Origin of the sequence: Chelatococcus sp. HY11, from assembly GCF_018398335.1 — a bacterium.
Taxonomy (GTDB): Bacteria; Pseudomonadota; Alphaproteobacteria; order Rhizobiales; family Beijerinckiaceae; genus Chelatococcus.
The window spans coordinates 3,408,396-3,425,649 of record NZ_JAHBRX010000001.1; the positions used below are offsets into that span (position 1 = coordinate 3,408,396).

Consider the following 17,254-nt stretch of genomic DNA (forward strand, 5'->3'; position numbering starts at 1 on the left):
CATGACGCTCTGGGATCGCACGGAGATCCAAATGTTGACCAAGTTTGATGTCGTTGTGGTGGGCGGTGGTCATGCCGGGACTGAGGCTGCGTCCGCCTCCGCGCGTCTTGGCGCGCGAACCGTTCTGGTCACGCATAGCCAAGCGACCATCGGCGCGATGTCATGCAATCCGGCGATCGGTGGCCTTGGCAAGGGTCATCTCGTGCGCGAGATCGATGCCCTGGATGGGGTCATGGCTCGCGCGGCCGACGTGGCTGGAATACAGTTCCGGGTTCTCAACCGCCGCAAGGGACCGGCCGTGCGTGGCCCGCGGGCTCAAGCGGATCGGAAGCTCTATGCCCGCGCCGTGCAGGAAGCCTTGGCAGCGACCCCGAACCTGTCGCTTCTGGAAGCTGAAGTCGATTCCATTATCTTCTCGGACAATTGCGTGTCCGGCGTGCAACTCGGCGATGGGCGCCGCCTGGCCTGTGGCGCTATCGTTATTACGACTGGCACATTCCTGCGCGGGTTGATCCATATCGGAGAGTTCAGGCAGGCAGGCGGACGCTATGGGGAGCCACCCGTGAATGGCCTTTCGGCCAGCTTGATGAGCCTCGGGCTTTCGCTCGGGAGGTTGAAGACAGGGACCCCGGCCCGCCTGGACGGCCGGACGATCGATTGGTCTGCTGTGGAGATGCAGGCCGGCGATGATCCGCCAGAACCTTTCTCGACGCTGACCAACCGGATCGTAACGCCGCAAATCGCGTGTGGCATTACCCGGACGACCGAGGCGACCCACGCGGTCATCCGGCAAAACATCCACCGGTCGGCGATGTACTCCGGTTCAATTACCGGTAGAGGCCCCCGTTACTGTCCTTCGGTGGAAGACAAGATTACCCGCTTCGGCGATCGGGATGGCCACCAGATCTTTCTGGAGCCGGAAGGGCTGGATGATCCCACAGTCTATCCGAATGGCATTTCTACGTCCCTGCCTGAGGATGTACAGCGTGCCTTCATTGCCACAATACCCGGGTTGGAGAAGGCTACCATTCTCCGGCCTGGCTATGCGATCGAGTATGACTATGTCGATCCGCGCAATCTGAGGGCGACTTTGGAGGTCAAGACCTGCGGCGGTCTTTTCTTGGCGGGTCAGATCAATGGTACGACCGGCTACGAGGAGGCTGGCGCTCAAGGATTGGTCGCCGGTCTCAACGCCGCGCGCCTCGCGGGAAAGCAGCCTGGGATCATCTTCGATCGCGCCGAGAGCTATATGGGCGTTATGGTGGATGACCTCGTAACGCAAGGCGTGAGTGAGCCATACCGGATGTTCACGTCCCGATCGGAATATCGGTTGTCGCTCCGTTCCGATAATGCGGATGAGCGCCTGACGCCTCGGGGCCTGGCAATCGGCTGCGTCGGAAGCGAACGGGCGGAAAGCTTCCGTTTGTCTCAGGAGGCGCTAGCCAACCTTCGTAGTCAGCTAACGTCACTAGCCCTCACGCCCAACGAAGCTGACAAGTTTGGTCTGTCGCTCAATCGTGACGGGCAGCGGCGCTCGGCCTTCCAGCTGCTCTCTTATCCGGGCATCGATATGCGGAGGCTTGCCGGAATATGGCCCGAACTCGCATCGACGCCCGACCGCCTTGCCGCGCGTGTGGAAGCCGACGCGACCTATGCCGTCTATACCGAGCGTCAAGCGGTGGATATCGCTACCTATCGCGCGGATGAATCCGTTAAACTTCCTCCCGTTGATTTCCTCACCATGCCTGGGTTGTCCAACGAAATTCGCCAGAAACTTGCGCAGGTACAGCCCGCTACGCTCGGACAAGCCGCCCGTATTGAAGGCATGACACCCGCCGCGATGACGATCCTGGCCGCTATCGCCCTGGGGAAGGTGAATCGATTCGCTACCGTTACATAAAGCAGTTGTTTCACATGAAACATTCCCGATGCTATAGCTTGATGATCGATTCTTTTCCGCAACGATTCGGCATTTAGGTCCATGGCTTCAGGGGTTCAAAAAGGTGATTTGGAACAAGCCGGCCTGGCCGATGTTTCACGTGAAACTGTGGCCAAGCTCGATGTATATGTCCGCGAACTTCAGCGCTGGCAGTCCATAAAGAACCTTGTTGGGCCTGGAACCCTGGAGGACATCTGGGGTCGGCATATCGCTGATTCGGCGCAACTTCTTCGGCTTCGGCCGCAGGCTCGCCGATGGCTCGATCTCGGATCAGGAGCTGGGTTCCCGGGTCTGGTTATCGCGATCCTCCTCAGTGACACGGCGGGCGCGGAGGTTCATCTCGTTGAGAGTAACAGCCGGAAATGTGCCTTCTTGCGGGCCGCCGTTCGCGCCACGGGAGCCCCTGCCAAAGTACACGAGGGGCGTATCGAAGATGTCGCGAATCAGTTTGTGGGCGGGATCGATGTCGTGACCGCGCGGGCGTTGGCGCCGGTTGTCCGGCTCATGCCGATGGTCAAAGATCTGTTGAGAACCGGATCGGTCGGGATATTTCCCAAGGGCCAGGATCTGGATGCTGAATTGACCGAGGCCTCTAAATCCTGGAGAATCACTGCCGATATCGCGCCGAGCTTAACGGATCCCGAGGCGGGCATCCTGGTTGTGAGCGAGGCCTGTGAGCTTGAGCGGGAATAGGCGACGTCATGACCGATAGCCATACCATTGAACCGCCGCAGGCCGGACCGATCCAACGGTTGCATTCCCAGGCGGTGCGTGTTCTTGCTTTGGCCAACCAAAAAGGCGGGGTTGGCAAGACCACGACGGCGATTAATTTAGGAACAGCGCTGGCCGCCATCGGTGAGCGTGTCTTGATCATCGATCTCGACCCTCAGGGTAATGCGACGACAGGCCTCGGGATTGACCGCCGAAGCCGTCGCATTTCCACCTATGACGTCATGACGGGCGCAGCCCAACTCGCCGATGCGGTCATCGACACCGCGGTTCCCAATCTGTCTGTGGCGCCTTCAACGCTCGATCTTTTGGGTGTGGAGCTGGAGATCGCCTCGTCCCGTGATCGGGCGCATCGTTTGGTGCATGCCATTAAAACCGTTTCGGCATTGCCGTCCCAGGATGGCCATACCGGCGGCTTTACCTATGTTCTGATTGATTGTCCGCCCTCTCTCAACCTGCTGACAATCAATGCATTGACGGCGGCCGACGCTGTCGTGGTGCCGTTGCAGTGCGAATTCTTTGCTTTGGAGGGGCTCAGCCAACTCCTGAAGACCGTGGATCAGGTTCGTGCGGCGCTCAATCCGCGGCTCACAATTCATGGGGTCGTATTGACGATGTATGACCCCCGTAACAATCTCGCCGGTCAAGTTGTGGCGGACGTGCGGCAGTTCATGGGCCAGAAGGTCTATGATACGGTCATACCGCGGAATGTTCGGGTTTCCGAGGCGCCTTCTCATGGTAAGCCGGTCTTGCTCTATGATCTCAAATGCGCCGGCGCCCAAGCCTATCTCAAGCTGGCGTCAGAAGTGATTCAGCGCGAGCGTAGCTTGTGCGCAGCCTGATCGCAGGCCTTGTCGTTCTGGAGACCTCCTATGGCCGATGATCCCGCACGTTCCCGCCTTGGCCGAGGCTTGGCCGCTCTCATCGGTGATGTCGGCGAAGAATTCGGCGCGCTGGAGCGCACACGTACGCCTGGTCAGCGCCTTGTTCCGGTGGAGTTTCTCCGGCCAAACCCGCGTAATCCACGCAAGGCCTTTGTTGAGGAAGATCTATCCGAGCTCGCTGATTCGATCAGGCAGCGGGGTGTCATCCAGCCGATCGTGGTGCGGTCGCTCCCGCATTTGATCGATGTCTTCGAGATCATCGCGGGTGAGCGTCGTTGGCGGGCGGCCCAACGGGCCGGCCTGCACGAAGTCCCGGTGGTAGTTATCGAGGCGGACGACAAAACCGCGCTCGAGATCGCGATCATCGAGAACGTGCAGCGCGCCGACCTCAATCCCATGGAGGAGGCCGCCGGCTACGAGCGGCTCATCGCCGATTTTGACTATTCGCAGAACGATTTAGCGCAGGTAATCGGCAAGAGCCGCAGCCATGTCGCAAATACGCTTCGCTTGCTCAAGCTGCCGACCGGTGTAAAGGATCTGGTCAATGACGGTCAGCTGTCGGCCGGCCATGCGCGTGCCCTGCTCGGCCTGGAAGATCCGGAGAGCGTCGCGCGGCAGGTGATTGAAAAGGGGCTCAATGTTCGCGATGTCGAGCGCATCGCACAGGACGAAGCCCGTGATAGCGGAAAGCCGAGCGTGCCGCGTGCGCGTGCGAAGGCGGAGAAGGACCCCGACACCCGCGCCTTGGAAAAGGCGCTTGAGGATGTTCTTGGGCTGACTGTGACGATCAACCATCAGGCGCGTGGCGGCGAGATGCGGATCCGCTACCTCACTTTGGACCAGCTCGACGCGCTTTGCCGCCGTCTGCAGGGCTGAAATCTGCCGCGAAGGATTGTCGCATGTGTGCGACAGTTGGCGGCTTCGACTAATGTCCTAGTGATTTCAAACCGTTCTAGCCTTTATTCCAATACAGATCGGCATGCGTTGCGCTTGCCGAGCGATAGCTCGATTCGCATAATCAACTGAGCCACGGTTGGTTGCGTCAGCGTTCGTTCCATAAGCCGACCGGGAGGAAACCAATGTCGGACAAGATTTATCCGGTGCCTGCTGATTGGGCCGCTCGCGCTTATGTGGATAAGGCGCGCTATGAGGCCATGTATCAGGCCTCTATCGACGATCCTGAAGCCTTTTGGGGCGAGCATGGGCGACGCATCCACTGGTTCACGCCCTATACCAAGGTAAAAAATACGAGCTTCGCGCCGGGTGAGGTGTCGATTCGTTGGTATGAAGATGGCGCCACGAACGTCGCTTACAACTGCATTGATCGGCATTTGCCGGAGCGCGCCGACCAGGTCGCGATCATCTGGGAAGGTGACGACCCGAGCGAGCACAAGTACATCACCTATCAAGAGCTTCATGACGAGGTTGCCCGGCTCGCCAATGTCCTGCGGCTGCGAGGGGTGGAAAAGGGCGATCGCGTCACGATCTACATGCCGATGATACCTGAGGCGGCCTATGCCATGCTGGCCTGCGCGCGGCTCGGCGCCGTGCATTCGGTCGTGTTTGGTGGGTTCTCGCCCGATTCTCTGGCCGGCCGTATTACGGACTGCGGTTCGAAAGTCATCATCACCGCCGACGAAGGGCTGCGTGGCGGGCGCAAGGTGCCGCTCAAGGTGAATGTCGACGAGGCCATCGCCATCGCGGGTGGGGTGGACCATGTGGTCGTCGTCAAGCGCACAGGCGCGCCCGTGAACATGGAGCCGGGCCGTGACGTGTGGTTGCACGAGGCCGCGGCGCTTGTGACAGCGGAGTGCCCCTGCGAGGAAATGAACGCTGAGGATCCGCTATTCATCCTCTATACTTCGGGTTCGACCGGAAAGCCGAAAGGCGTTCTGCATACGACGGGCGGCTATCTCGTCTATGCTTCAATGACCTTCCAATACATCTTCGACTATCATGGCGACGAGGTGTATTGGTGCACGGCCGATGTGGGCTGGGTGACAGGGCACAGCTATATCGTTTATGGGCCACTGGCCAATGGCGCCAAGACCCTGATGTTCGAAGGCATCCCGACCTATCCAACCAAGTCCCGCATGTGGGAAGTGGTCGACAAGCACAAGGTCAACATCTTCTACACCGCCCCCACTGCGCTGCGGGCCCTGATGCAGGCTGGGGACGAACCGGTGAAGCAGACGTCCCGCGCCTCGCTGCGTCTTCTGGGCTCCGTGGGTGAGCCCATCAACCCGGAGGCCTGGGAGTGGTACCATCGCGTCGTTGGTGACGACCGCTGCCCGATCGTGGACACCTGGTGGCAGACCGAGACCGGCGCGGCGCTGATCTCACCGTTGCCAGGTGCCACAGACCTCAAACCCGGTTCCGCAACACGGCCGTTCTTCGGCGTCCGCCCGGAACTTCTCGACGCGGATGGAAAGATTATTGAAGGTGCGGGCGCTGGCAATCTGGTGCTGACTGATTCCTGGCCAGGGCAGATGCGCACCGTCTATGGTGACCATGCGCGCTTCATGGATACCTATTTCTCCGCCTATCCGAACCGCTATTTCACGGGTGACGGCTGCCGGCGCGACGAGGACGGGTACTACTGGATCACCGGTCGCGTTGACGATGTTCTCAATGTCTCCGGCCACAGGCTTGGAACGGCCGAGGTGGAGTCAGCGCTCGTCGCCCATGACAATGTCTCGGAAGCGGCCGTTGTCGGCTATCCCCATGACATCAAGGGGCAGGGCATCTACGCTTATGTCACACTGATGGTCGGCGTCGAGCCCTCCGAGAGCCTGCGCAAGGATCTCGTGGCCTGGGTGCGCCATGAGATCGGGCCGATTGCCACGCCGGACCTCATCCAGTTCGCGCCGGGCTTGCCCAAGACCCGTTCCGGAAAGATCATGCGGCGTATCCTTCGCAAGATTGCGGAGGATGAACATGGGAGCCTCGGCGACACCTCGACCCTGGCGGATCCTGGAGTCGTCGATGATCTTGTGGCCAACCGGCTGAACAAGCGCGCAGGCACCTGACAGCGACGCGGATGTGATCTGGGACGAACTCGACGCGCCCGTTCTGGTGGCGCGTCGAGAGGGCGCGCGCATATCAGGCTCAATCGCCCAAGACACTCAAGAGCCAGCGAATGTGAAAGTGAGGCTGGCTCTTCTGCGCCGCGCGCGCCTTGTCGCGATTCTAGAGGCCTGCCTTGGGGTGGAGTATACGCCGCCCCCCGCCCCCTGAAGGGTCATGATTCTATGAGGCCGTGCGCGCTGCGGTCATCGACAAAGACAGAAATCCGCGATGGCCGCCAGCGACGCTATCTGAGGTGGATTCTGCACTTATTGCAGCGCATCTGTAGCGCTGATGAATCTATCAAACGTGGAGTTCACGACTCTGTTTGGATATTCATGAAGCATGGTTGCAATTTGATGCTCCACTACAGAGGCAAGATTCTACATTAGTAAATGGCGCCATCTATGCCTATGGATCCTCCCTTCAAAGGGCGATACGAGAGCGGCGATCTCCTGTATGGCCTTGCTGACGCAAGAAAGACATACTGTCAAAAGTGGGGGCTGACATCCAAGTTATGCGATGAGCCTTTTCTGATGATCGACTGCTATTCCTTATCGAGTGACGAAGCTCATGTTAGGGGGAACGTCGATGAATTCAATCCGCCGTCCCAACGGCAAGTCGATTTCTGGAATACATTGCGCAGTCATTCGGTCTATGCATCCGCACTCAATGATGAGTATCAACTGCGCGGGAATTGGAGTTTCTACTCGTCGCAAACAACGCGGCGGAAAACCAAGGGGGGGTTACACTGGGCCGCACGCGGCAGGTTTAATATTGCCGTCCATTTCATTCTTGATGACCTGGACTTGCGGGCCGTCGTTGAAAAGAACGCAACATGGGGCGACGGTGAGAAAATCGACTACGTGGAGCGAGGCCGCAAGCGGCGCGCGTGTACAGGTGCCGAACTCCGCTGGATTTACAGGAATCAGACCGACGCACTCGTCCGCAATACGGTTCAATTCTGGAAGAACTTTCGGCCAGTCGCGCCACCCTGGGAGCCGGGGCATCTCGGCTGGAGCGAAGCGCGACTGTGGTCACACTATGTCCCGCGTTCATGGGGCGGGAAGTTCAAAGTTTGAGAACGACATAGATCAGGGCTGGAATCTGAAACGGGAAGGGTCGGGCGACTTCGGATCACTGCTGTAGCAAGCACGGGCGTCCAGCCTTGAGGTGGATGCGGAATCTAATATCGCCGCTCTGCTCAAATAAAACCCAAAGTTCCAAAAGTCTAAATATCTCAAAACCGGGATTAGGCTTTGGCTCAAATTATGTGACGCCCAGATGCCCATGACTCCCCCCTTTAAAGAATTCTATGAAACTGGCGACCTATTGTATGGTCTAGCCGACGCAAGAAAAATATATTGTACCCGATGGGGAATTTGCTCGAAATTGAGGAATGAGCCATTTCCCTTGATCGACTATTATTCCTTATCAAAGGACGAAGCCCGCGCCAGGGGGAACGTCGACGAACTACACCCCCTGTCCCATCGACAGATTGATTTTTGGAGTACATTACGTAGTCATCCGGTATACTCTTCCGCTCTCAGCAGCACCCATTATATTTTCGGAAATTGCTCCTCGTATCCGTCGGAGACGACGCGGCGCAAATGCAAGGGTGGTCTACATTGGGCGGCATACGGAAATATTGGTATGTCCGTCCATTTCGTTCTCGATGAAATCGACATACGCGCTGTTGTGGAAAAAAATGCGACATGGGAAAACGGTGAGAAACTTGACCATATGGAGCAGGGGCGTAAGTGGCGCTCCTGTACCGGCGCTGAACTTCGCTGGCTTTTTAGACATCAGAAAGATCCATTAGTTCGCGATACGGTGCAGTTCTGGAAGTATTTTCGGCCTGTTGCGCCGCCTTGGGAGTTCGGGCATCTGGGCGGAATCGATGCGCAGTTGTGGTCGCGCTACATTCCTCGCTCGTGGCGGGAATGATAACTGATGAATATCATGCTTCGGAAGTAAGCTGGGCTCCTAGCCGAAGAAAAGACCCGTAACCGACAAGGCCATATAGTTCTGGCGGAACGACCGGCCAGCCGGTCCGCCCAGGAGGATGCGTGGGCAGCGGGCAGACCAATGCCCAGTGAGCTGCTTACCGGCCGCGAAGCTTGGCGTGAGATGCACCGACCTTGGCGCTGGCGTCGTCTGTTCCGCCCGGGGGTTGCGCGTCATCTCCGGCATGGGCATCCTTGACGCTTGGGCGAGGTCTGTCGCCGAACAGGTTGCGAGTTAAACGCCATGACGGATACGATCAAGCCGCGCATCGTCATCACCTATTGCACCCAGTGCCAGTGGCTGCTGCGGGCGGGCTGGATGGCGCAGGAGCTTCTGTCGACTTTCGGTGCCGATATCGGCGAGGTCGCGCTCGTCCCGGGCACCGGCGGCGTTTTCCAGATCGACTGCAATGACGTTGTCATCTGGGAGCGACAGAGGGACGATGGCTTTCCGGATGTGAAGACGCTGAAACAACGCGTCCGCGACCAGCTCGAGCCGGGGCGTGACCTCGGACATATCGATCGAGCCTGAGGACACGTTTTCGTGCGTATCGCCAGCTTTCGGCTAACGAAATGAAATACTACGCTTTCATCGGCAGCTTTGGATGTAGAACAGTTAAAATATAATGATTACTGTTACTTAAGTCTTGCGCTGCGCTGCCGAATGCGCGCAAAAAGCGCCCGTACGCGGGCGCCCCCTGTCAAGGCGCGGAGGTTTTGGCCTGGTTCCCCCTGTTGGGATTTGCCGGATCAATGGCGGACCGGCGGGGACAGCGCCCTCGGCATCGAAAACGGGGCTGCGCGAGCTCAAGGAGATAGAACCGATGGCGATACTGGTCTGCGAAGCGCGGGTCCGTACAGGCCTCTCGTCACATGCCATTGCAACGCTCTGCGAGCGCTTCGCGCGGGACGATGCGCAGGCGACCTGGAGCGAGCGCAGCGGGCGCGCCGATTTCAGCTTTGGATCTGGAATTCTCGAGGCCACCGAAGACAGCATCATGCTGCGGGCCGAGGCCGCCGACGAGGCATCGCTGGCGCGTGTGAAATTCCTGCTGGCATGGCGTTTCGAGGAATTGGCGAAGGCCGAGAAACCGGACATCATCTGGACAGGCGACGGCTGTGATCGCACCGAGCTTCTTAATTTTCGCGAGATGCGGGTGTCGAGGATCGCGGATATCACGCCGCATCTGCGCCGAATCACGCTGGCGGGCCAGGATCTCGCCCGTTTCGACAGCCGTAATTTCCACGTGAAGCTCCTGATCCCGCCAGTCGGCGTGGAACCGGCCTGGCCGGTGATGGGACGCAATGGAATGCCGATCTGGCCCGAGGGCGAGCGTCGGCCGACCGTGCGCACCTACACGGTCCGACGTGTGGACGCGCTGGCGGGTGAGCTCGATATCGATTTCGTCATGCACGAGGACGCCGGCCCGGGATCAGCCTTCGCGCTACGTGCTGAGACGGGTGATGTCGTCGGCATCATGGGTCCGGGCGGGCGCGGGCTTGCCGACGCGGATTGGTATTGCTTTGTCGGCGATGAGACAGCCTTTCCGGCGATTGCCCGCATGCTGGAGTCCATGCCGGCGACCGCAAAAGGGGTCGCGCTGGTCGAGGTGAGTGATGCCGGCGAGGAGCAGACCGTTCAACACCCGCCGGGAATTTCCCTGCGCTTTCTCCATCGCAACGGCGCGGAACCCGGCTCCACGACTCTTCTGCAGGATGCGGTCCGCGTGGTCGAATGGCCGTCTGATGGCAGCGTCTTCGCCTGGGCGGGGGTGGAGTTCGAGGCTTTTCGAGCAATACGCAGCTACTGGCGCAAGGAGATGAACCTTGATCGTAGCAGCCATCTCGCTGTTGCTTATTGGCGTCGCGGCTTCAGCGAAGGTGACTTCAAGAAAGCTCCAGCTGAAGACTAGTGATCGTGATTATATTAGATATATTCTAATGTATTGGGCAGGCGAGGCCAGTTTTGAACACGTCTAATGTGACATAGAAACTAGGCAGCCATGCTTTCATGGACTATTCGTAGTCATGATATTTGGCGTAAGTGAGAGCGGGTGAGGGACGGCATGGCCCTTCCGAGCTTTACGACGTCTGAATATACCGCAAGCCAGCCAATTCCTGCTTCGGCCGGATCAGCCAGCCAGTGGCCAATCTGCTAGATGCCAATAGGGATGTGGCTTATGCCTGCGATTCACGGACTGACGCCTGTTGATCATTCGCGCCTGCCGATGGCAGCGGGAGTGATGAAGCCGATGGCCATGATATCCTCGCAGACAATGGCGTCGCGTTTGAAACGGCTGCCGTTCCGCGTCGCGTGTGGAGCGACCATCTGGCTCGCCGCGGCGTGCTTGAGCCCGCTGGCAGCGCAGCAGGCACTGCCAGCGCAAGGCGGCCAGCCCGGATCTGCATCAGGCCAACTCCCCGCGGGGCATCCCGTCGTCAGCCCGTCGCGGATGGGGCAGAATCCTGTGACGATGCCGCCCGCTGCCGCGCCCGGACCTGTCCAGCCTTCCTCCCCGCAGCCTTCCTTCGTACCCAATGACCAGGGAGGCATCGAGGCCCGCCCGCCCGTGTCCCAGACCGCGACAGGCGTGGTGACACCCGCCGCCGGACCAGCGACTGCACCAACGGCGGAAACCGCGCTGCCGGAACTGCCCTCGCTGCAAGGCCCCTCCGCGGGAGGATTGCCGCATGATCTGTCCCCTTGGGGCATGTTCATGCAGGCGGATCTGGTCGTTAAAGCGGTGATGGTTGGTCTCGCCTTCGCCTCGCTTATCACCTGGACAGTCTGGCTTGCCAAAAGCATCGAGCTTGCGGCCGCCAAGCGTCGTGCTCGCCGTTCGCTCACCGGGCTCGTCGAGGCGCGTAGTCTCGAAGACGCTGAAAGCAACCTCATGCAGGGGCGGCTCGACAAGGGAGTGGTCGCCGCCCTGGTGCGCGCGGCCAAGCAGGAAGAGGACGTTTCCGCCGATCTGCCCGCCGACGGCATCAAGGAGCGCGCGTCGGCCGCCTTGTCGCGCATCGAGGCGCGGGCGGGCCGGCTGATGACGCGCGGCACCGGACTTCTCGCGACCATCGGCGCCACCGCGCCCTTCGTCGGCCTGTTCGGCACCGTCTGGGGCATCATGAATTCGTTCATCGGCATTGCGAAATCGAACACGACGAATCTGGCCGTTGTCGCGCCCGGCATCGCCGAGGCGTTGCTCGCGACGGCCATCGGCCTTGTGGCGGCCATTCCGGCGGTGATCATCTATAATGTCTTCGCGCGCGGCATCACCGGCTATCGGGCCATGCTCGCGGACGCGGGCACCGAAGTGCTGCGTCATCTCTCGCGGGATCTCGATCGCCGCGCGGCGGCGAACGGACGCCGCAAGCCCAGTCTTTTCGCCGCTGCCGAATAAGCCGCCATGGGTGTCCGTCTGGATCATGGCGACGAGGAACTCGCCGACAACCACGAGATCAATGTCACGCCCTTCATCGACGTGATGCTGGTTCTGCTCATCATCTTCATGGTCGCCGCGCCACTTTCGACCGTGGATGTGGCGGTGGATCTGCCCTCATCCAACGCGCAGCCGCAGCCCCGCCCGGAGAAACCGCTGTTCCTGACAGTCAAGGAGGATTTGACGCTGGCCCTCGGTGACACGCCGATGGACCGTGGAATGCTCCAGATGGCGCTTGATGTGCAGACCAACAACAATCGCGAGGAGCGCGTCTTCGTGCGGGCTGACAAGGTCGTGCCCTATGGCGACGTGATGGAGGTGATGAACCTCCTTCGATCAGCGGGCTACCTCAAGATCGGGCTGGTGGGCCTCGAAGGCGCTCCAGCTCAAGGGACATCTCCCGCCGCGCCGGCCGCTCCACCATCAGCGGCGGCTTCCGGGGCGGCACAGTGAGTTCGCTATCGCCTTTGGGGAGCTTCCGCTGGGAGGAGGGGGCAACTCGTCAGGTCGCCCGCTGGGGGCTGGCCGCGCTGCTGGTGGCCAGCGCGCATGCGGCGGGTGCCTGGGGCGTGATGAACTGGCCGCGGGACGCGGAGCCGTCCGATCCGACCGGCGCGGCCGTGCTGATCGAGCTGGCACCCCTTCCCGTGTCTCCTGAAGCGCCACCGGAAACGGAAGTCGGGCCGCAGATGGCAGAGGCCGAGCCCGAACCGGAAAAGCCGATCGAGCCACCTGTCGAGACGCCGGACCCGGAGCCGCCACCACCCCCGCCTCTGCCTGAGCCCGTGCCGCCCGAGCCTGAACCGCCTCCACCGGAGCCCGAGCCGGAGCCACCCCCGCCGGAACCGGAGCCGCCGCGCCCCGTCGTGGAGGCGCCGGACATCAGCGTTCCGGAATTGCCCGATGTCCCCAACGCCGCCGCCATCCTGACGCCACCCCCGCCACCTCCGCCCCCGCCGAAAGAGGTCAAGAAGGAGGTGAAGAAGGTCGAGAAGAAGGAGCCGCCCAAGCCCCGTCGGGTCGAGCGTCGCCGTGAGGTCGAGCGCAGGGACCGGCGTGCGGACCGAAACTCCGCTCCGCCGGCCAGCGAGGCCCCGCGCGCGCAGACCGCTGCCGCCCCGTCACAAGGTGTGACGCAAGCGCCTTCGCGGGCGCCAGCGACCTGGAAGAATCTTCTCAACGCGCATCTGAAGCGCCACCAGCGATATGCTCGTGAGTTGCAGGACAGAAACCAACGTGGGACCGCTTATGTCACGTTTACGATCGATCGATCGGGACGGGTATTGTCCGCGAGGCTTGGCCGAAGTTCAGGATCAGCGATGATCGATCAGGAGGCGGTTGCAACCTTGCAACGAGCCAGCCCACTCCCGGCGCCTCCGCCTGAGATAAGGGGAGCTACCCTCTCCCTTTCAATACCGATTGTGTACAATCTTCGGTAGCTCAAGCAAGAAAGCCCGCCAACGAGACCGTTGGCGGGCTTTTTGTTGCGACGAAACCGGAGATCAGGCCGCGCGGGTGGCCTGGCGCTGCGCGGTGAAATGCCCGCACCAATCGTCATTCGTCACCACGGGCCAGAGGCCATGGGCGTCGGGGCCGGGCTGGGAAACCGGGGGATTGAAGCGGCAGAGACCCGCGTCAGCAGCCGGGCTACCGCCGTTGCCGGCGTGGGTGTCAAAGAAGATGCAGCTCGTGCAGGAGGTGGTCCGATCCATCGTCAATCACTCCAATGCGGCGGGGAGGCCGGCAATTCAACTTTCATTAGAATAATTACAATTTAGAATCGGTCAAGACTGGCAGGTATTTTTTGTGCCGCAACACGGTGCGATGGAGCTGGCAATCCCGGCCGTTCGTTGGGAAAACGCGAATGTTTCCCAGGGCTCGACCACCACCACCGCACCTTCCGGTAGATCGCCGGATACATGAAGGTTGCCCCGCGACCCCTCAGCGGTCCGGCGCTCACGCCTTGTCCGACACGCCTGAGGCAGGGCCGGCTTGCCCTATGAGGAGCCGAACCAGGTGGCAGACGTCCGCAAACCCTTGCGGCGCGCGGAAGGACTTCCAAGCACCTCCAAGCCTCTTCGCGACTGTGCCCTTTGCGGACAAGGCGCGACTTCCTATCTGAGAGGCGCGGCAGGCGCCGGACATGGACCGGCCGAGATCGGGTTTGGCTTGCGATATCAGGTGGACTTATGCAGTGACTTGTTCGATGAGTCGGCGGATCATGAGCGGGAGCCGCATGTGTTCGCCGGCGACATGCTATCGCCCGTAAGGTTAAGGACGGCGTCCGGGGCTTTGCCCGTGGGATGCGCCCAGGAGAGATGAGGAATTCATGCTCGCAGATACGTCCGGCCAGGCCGATTCCCTGGTAAAGGATACAACAACCTCGGATTTCCGGCAGGATGTGATCGCGGAGTCCATGCGTCAGCCTGTCCTAGTGGATTTCTGGGCCCCTTGGTGCGGGCCGTGCAAGCAGCTCGGGCCTGTCATCGAAAAGGCCGTGAACGCCGCGCAGGGCAAGGTGAAGCTGGTCAAGCTCAATATCGACGAGCATCCGCAGATCCCCGGCCAGCTCGGCATCCAGTCCATCCCGGCTGTCGTTGCCTTCAGTCGTGGCCAGCCGGCCGACGGTTTTGTGGGCGCCTTGCCGGAAAGCCAGGTCAAGGCGTTCATCGAGCGGCTCGTCGGGCCGATCGGGCCCGGGCCTATCGCTGAGCTCCTGGACAGCGCGGACCAGCTTGCCGCGGCCGGAGATGCGGCTGGCGCGGCCGGTCTCTATGCCGAGGCGCTGGCGCAGGAGCCCGACAATGCCCGCGCCATCGCGGCGCTCGCCAAGCTTCACGTGGAACTCGATGACCTTGAAGGCGCGCGCCGCTTCCTCGACATGGTGCCCGCTGACAAGGCCAACGATCCCGCGATAGCGGCCGCGCGCGCCGCCCTTGAACTGGCGGAGCAGGCTGCTTCGCTGGGTGATCTCGCAGAGTTCGAGCAGCGGCTGGCGGCTAATCCGCTCGATCATCAGGCGCGTTTCGACCTCGCCGTAGCCCTGAATGCGAAGGGCAGGCGTGAGGAAGCTGCCGATCATCTGCTCGACATCGTTCGTCGCGATCGCAACTGGAATGATGACGGCGCGCGCAAGCAGCTTCTGCAGTTCTTCGAGGCCTGGGGGCCGACTGACGAGGCTACGCTGGCCGGCCGGCGGCGGCTGTCGTCGCTCCTGTTCGCTTGATGCCAATCAGCCCCACCAACCGCACCGGCCGTGGGGCCCGCGATCGGCATCGACATTGCGTATTTAAGGCTTGATCGAGATGTCGACGCACCAGACCTATCGTGGTCCACAGGACTGCCCCGCCGTCGTTCCGCTGTTTCCCCTGGCCGGGGCGCTGCTGCTGCCGCGCGGGCAACTGCCCCTGAATATCTTCGAGCCTCGCTATGTCGCGATGGTCGACGAGGCGATCGCCAGCCATCGCGTCATCGGGATGATCCAGCCGGATGACGACGAGGACGCGGCCATACCTCGGCTCTACTCCGTGGGCTGCACGGGCCGCATCACGCAGTTCGCCGAGACAGGCGATGGGCGCTATCTGATTTCCCTCACGGGCGTTTCCCGTTTTCGCGTTGTCGAGGAACTGACCGTCGCGACCCCCTATCGCCAGGCACGCGTCGATTACGAGCCTTTCAAGGTGGATTTCGAGCCGCGCGCCGGGGAAGCCGAGACCGATCGCGCCGGGGTTATCCGTACCCTGAAGGAATTCGCCGAGGCCAACGATCTGAAGGTGGACTGGAAGGGCATCAACGAAGCGCCCAACGAGGCGCTGGTGAATGCCCTCTCCATGATGAGCCCGTTCGGCACCCGTGAGAAACAGGCGCTCCTCGAAGCACCTGATCTCAAGAGCCGGGCGGAAATGCTGATCGCGATCACAGAGATTGAATTAGTTCGCGACTCCGAAAATCCTGATTCGACATTGCAGTGAGCTTTCATGACGGACGAATCCTCTCCCCCCGCCACGCCCCCTAGCGAAGAGCCTTCTCTGGCCGAAGGCACGGCCGTGGATCCCAAGCTCCTGGAGATCCTTGTCTGCCCCCTGACCAAGGCCGGCCTGGAATATGACGCCGCACGTCAGGAGCTCATCAGCCGGCCTGCCAAGCTCGCCTATCCCATTCGGGATGGTATCCCGATCATGCTGCCGGAAGAGGCGCGATCCATCGAGTGAAGCCGCCTTGCCGCCCGCTCGCCGGTCGGCTGGCCGCGTCGCAGGGCTGCTGCTGCTGATCGCGGTCTCTCCCGTCCAGGCCGAAACCATCGTGAACGTCGATGGTATGGCCGGGGTCTATTCCGCGCCGGCGGGAAAAGCCGCCTTTGCCTGCGCGGTGATCGTGCCGGGATCGGGGCCGACGAACCGCGACGGCAACAATCCCTACGGTGTCGGCGCCCGTCCCTACGCGCTTGTCGCGGATGCCCTTCTGGCCGACGGGATAGCTAGCCTCCGCTATGACAAGCGTCTGCCCGCCACCGTGGAAGCGGAGCGGGAGCTCACCTTCGATGCCGCGGTTGCCGATGCCGGGCGATGGCTCCACTGGTGTCGCGCGCAGGCGGGCGTCTCGGCGGTCTTCCTCATTGGACACAGCGAAGGCGGTCTCATCGCGCTCGCGCTTGCCCGTCGCGAGGCGGTCGCGGGTCTCGTGCTGCTGACAACGCCCGGCAGGCCCGTCGCGGAGCTTATCCAGAAGCAACTCGCGCAGGCGCCGGAGCCGTTGCGCGCCGAGGCGGCCGCGATACTCGCGCGTCTTCAGCGTGGGGATCCTGTCGATGACGTGCCGGCGGCGCTCGCTCCGTTGTTCCGGCCGAGCGTTCAGCCGTTTCTCCGGTCCCTGATTGCCGTGGATCCGGACGCCCTGGCGCGCCAGCAGCAGGCACCCTTCCTGGTGGTCGCCGGCGGACGGGATATCCAGGTTCCGCCGGCCGACGCCCGCCCCGGCGGTGAGGCGCTGACCTTGCCCGACATGAATCACGTGCTGAAGGACGTGGCGGCGGAGCCCGCGGACAACCCGTTAGCCGACAACCTCTTAGCCGACAACTTGGCGGCTTACCGCGACCCGGATCGGCCTCTCGCTAACGGGCTCGTCGAGGCCGTCGTCTCCTTCATCCGCCGGCACGCGCCGTAGAGCCATGCTGTCTATTACAGACGTGAC

General features: G+C 61.5%; 19 protein-coding genes. 17 read left to right on the forward strand and 2 right to left on the reverse strand.

Going from position 1 to position 17,254, the window contains the following annotated elements:
• Window positions 1-31 precede the first annotated feature (31 nt).
• The 8 genes from mnmG (at window position 32) to KIO74_RS15565 (ending at window position 8,565) form a co-directional block, all read left to right on the forward strand.
• The gene (gene mnmG, locus KIO74_RS15530) at window positions 32-1,900 is read left to right on the forward strand and encodes a tRNA uridine-5-carboxymethylaminomethyl(34) synthesis enzyme MnmG (protein WP_213332732.1); all 1,869 of its coding nucleotides are present in this window, start codon (window positions 32-34) and stop codon (window positions 1,898-1,900) included.
• An 81-nt stretch (window positions 1,901-1,981) separates the two neighbouring features.
• A complete protein-coding gene (gene rsmG, locus KIO74_RS15535) occupies window positions 1,982-2,632 on the forward strand; it encodes a 16S rRNA (guanine(527)-N(7))-methyltransferase RsmG (RefSeq protein ID WP_213332733.1) in 651 nt (216 codons plus the stop codon).
• 8 nt (window positions 2,633-2,640) lie between these two features.
• Entirely contained in the window at window positions 2,641-3,510 is an 870-nt protein-coding gene (locus KIO74_RS15540; RefSeq protein WP_213332734.1) for a ParA family protein, read from the forward strand.
• 30 nt (window positions 3,511-3,540) lie between these two features.
• Window positions 3,541-4,428, forward strand: coding sequence for a ParB/RepB/Spo0J family partition protein (locus KIO74_RS15545; RefSeq protein WP_213332735.1), 888 nt, complete (start codon window positions 3,541-3,543; stop codon window positions 4,426-4,428).
• A gap of 203 nt (window positions 4,429-4,631) precedes the next feature.
• Complete coding sequence (gene acs / locus KIO74_RS15550; RefSeq protein ID WP_213332736.1) at window positions 4,632-6,581, forward strand: acetate--CoA ligase; 1,950 nt, start codon at window positions 4,632-4,634, stop codon at window positions 6,579-6,581.
• Window positions 6,582-6,811: 230 nt separating this feature from the next.
• Window positions 6,812-6,907 carry an enoyl-CoA hydratase/isomerase family protein gene (locus KIO74_RS32240; RefSeq protein WP_213332737.1) on the forward strand — a complete coding sequence of 32 codons (96 nt, stop codon included), beginning with the start codon at window positions 6,812-6,814 and terminating at the stop codon, window positions 6,905-6,907.
• Window positions 6,908-7,154: 247 nt separating this feature from the next.
• Entirely contained in the window at window positions 7,155-7,700 is a 546-nt protein-coding gene (locus tag KIO74_RS15560; RefSeq protein ID WP_213332738.1) for a hypothetical protein, read from the forward strand.
• A gap of 571 nt (window positions 7,701-8,271) precedes the next feature.
• Window positions 8,272-8,565 carry a hypothetical protein gene (locus tag KIO74_RS15565; RefSeq protein WP_213332739.1) on the forward strand — a complete coding sequence of 98 codons (294 nt, stop codon included), beginning with the start codon at window positions 8,272-8,274 and terminating at the stop codon, window positions 8,563-8,565.
• 39 nt (window positions 8,566-8,604) lie between these two features.
• Here the strand turns inward: KIO74_RS15565 and KIO74_RS15570 are convergent, their stop codons facing one another.
• A complete protein-coding gene (locus KIO74_RS15570; RefSeq protein WP_213332740.1) occupies window positions 8,605-8,811 on the reverse strand; it encodes a hypothetical protein in 207 nt (68 codons plus the stop codon).
• A 57-nt stretch (window positions 8,812-8,868) separates the two neighbouring features.
• On the opposite strand from KIO74_RS15570, the gene KIO74_RS15575 reads away from it, so the two are divergent.
• From KIO74_RS15575 to KIO74_RS15595, 5 genes are all read left to right on the forward strand, one after another.
• On the forward strand, window positions 8,869-9,156 hold the full coding sequence (locus KIO74_RS15575) for an Rdx family protein (protein WP_213332741.1): 288 nt from the start codon (window positions 8,869-8,871) through the stop codon (window positions 9,154-9,156).
• A gap of 292 nt (window positions 9,157-9,448) precedes the next feature.
• The gene (locus KIO74_RS15580; RefSeq protein ID WP_213332742.1) at window positions 9,449-10,537 is read left to right on the forward strand and encodes a siderophore-interacting protein; all 1,089 of its coding nucleotides are present in this window, start codon (window positions 9,449-9,451) and stop codon (window positions 10,535-10,537) included.
• Between the two features lie 267 nt (window positions 10,538-10,804).
• Window positions 10,805-12,025 (forward strand): tonB-system energizer ExbB, encoded by a 1,221-nt coding sequence (gene exbB, locus KIO74_RS15585; protein ID WP_249731010.1) that lies wholly within the window; start codon window positions 10,805-10,807, stop codon window positions 12,023-12,025.
• 6 nt (window positions 12,026-12,031) lie between these two features.
• On the forward strand, window positions 12,032-12,517 hold the full coding sequence (exbD, locus tag KIO74_RS15590; RefSeq protein ID WP_213332743.1) for a TonB system transport protein ExbD: 486 nt from the start codon (window positions 12,032-12,034) through the stop codon (window positions 12,515-12,517).
• Window positions 12,514-13,503 carry an energy transducer TonB family protein gene (locus tag KIO74_RS15595; RefSeq protein ID WP_291979689.1) on the forward strand — a complete coding sequence of 330 codons (990 nt, stop codon included), beginning with the start codon at window positions 12,514-12,516 and terminating at the stop codon, window positions 13,501-13,503. The genes exbD and KIO74_RS15595 overlap by 4 nt, the downstream gene beginning before the upstream one ends.
• 63 nt (window positions 13,504-13,566) lie before the next feature.
• Here the strand turns inward: KIO74_RS15595 and KIO74_RS15600 are convergent, their stop codons facing one another.
• Window positions 13,567-13,776 (reverse strand): hypothetical protein, encoded by a 210-nt coding sequence (locus tag KIO74_RS15600; RefSeq protein WP_213332744.1) that lies wholly within the window; start codon window positions 13,774-13,776, stop codon window positions 13,567-13,569.
• 617 nt (window positions 13,777-14,393) lie between these two features.
• Here KIO74_RS15600 and trxA point away from each other — a divergent pair.
• The 4 genes from trxA (at window position 14,394) to KIO74_RS15620 (ending at window position 17,227) form a co-directional block, all read left to right on the forward strand.
• Entirely contained in the window at window positions 14,394-15,290 is an 897-nt protein-coding gene (gene trxA, locus KIO74_RS15605; RefSeq protein WP_213332745.1) for a thioredoxin, read from the forward strand.
• 79 nt (window positions 15,291-15,369) lie between these two features.
• A complete protein-coding gene (locus tag KIO74_RS15610) occupies window positions 15,370-16,035 on the forward strand; it encodes an LON peptidase substrate-binding domain-containing protein (protein ID WP_213332746.1) in 666 nt (221 codons plus the stop codon).
• Window positions 16,036-16,041: 6 nt separating this feature from the next.
• Entirely contained in the window at window positions 16,042-16,275 is a 234-nt protein-coding gene (locus KIO74_RS15615) for a Trm112 family protein (protein ID WP_249731011.1), read from the forward strand.
• A 7-nt stretch (window positions 16,276-16,282) separates the two neighbouring features.
• The gene (locus KIO74_RS15620; protein ID WP_213332747.1) at window positions 16,283-17,227 is read left to right on the forward strand and encodes an alpha/beta hydrolase; all 945 of its coding nucleotides are present in this window, start codon (window positions 16,283-16,285) and stop codon (window positions 17,225-17,227) included.
• Window positions 17,228-17,254 lie beyond the last annotated feature (27 nt).